This window comes from Pseudomonas brassicae, from assembly GCF_010671725.1.
Taxonomy (GTDB): domain Bacteria; phylum Pseudomonadota; class Gammaproteobacteria; order Pseudomonadales; family Pseudomonadaceae; genus Aquipseudomonas; species Aquipseudomonas brassicae.
Genome location: NZ_JAAHBU010000378.1, coordinates 1 through 696, shown reverse-complemented (window position 1 = coordinate 696; position 696 = coordinate 1). Strand labels below are relative to the sequence as shown.

Genomic DNA, 696 nt, shown 5'->3' with positions numbered 1-696 from the left:
GCTGATGCCTTTATCGGTGATGCGATCAGCGCCGATTACCTGATAGGCAAGAATCTGCGCGAAACCCTGCAGATCTCGCACTACGTCAAACCCCAGCGTTCCTTCTTTGGCTTTGCCCTGGCACGTGACAACGCCCTGCTGCTCGAGGTGCTCAACAAGGCCCTGGCGAGCATCACCGACAGCGACCGGCTGAACGTGATGCGGCGCTGGAGCAGTGGCGTCAGCAGCATCCTGCTCAATCGCGCCGAACTGCAACTGACCCCGGCCGAACGCGCCTGGATCGAACAGCACCCCAGTGTTCGCGTGGTCATCAACAAGTACTTCGCGCCGCTGAGTTTCTTCGATGCAAATCAGCAGTTTCGCGGGATTACCGCCGATGTGCTGCAACAGATCAGCCTGCGCAGCGGCCTCACCTTCCAGATCATCGAAAGCGATTCGGTGCCGGCCATGGTCAGCCTGGTGGAAAACGGCGACGCCGAAGTGGTCGGCGCCCTGAACTACGGCATCGAGCGCGCCAGGACCCTGGCCTTTACCCGCCCTTACCTGGCCAACCCGCGGGTGCTGGTGACCGGCATGCGCGACACCGCGATCAAGCACCCCGACCAGCTCAACGGCAAACGCCTGGCGGTCATCCGCAGCACCCCGGTGAGCGCCGAACTGCGCCGGCGCTACCCGGACATCAAGCTGATCGAGGTG

Annotated in this window: 1 protein-coding gene; it reads left to right on the top strand. The window is 62.6% G+C overall.

Annotated elements, in window-relative coordinates; genetic code table 11:
* The coding region (locus G3436_RS22020; protein ID WP_163949432.1) for a transporter substrate-binding domain-containing protein at window positions 1–696 on the top strand (696 nt) is incomplete at both ends.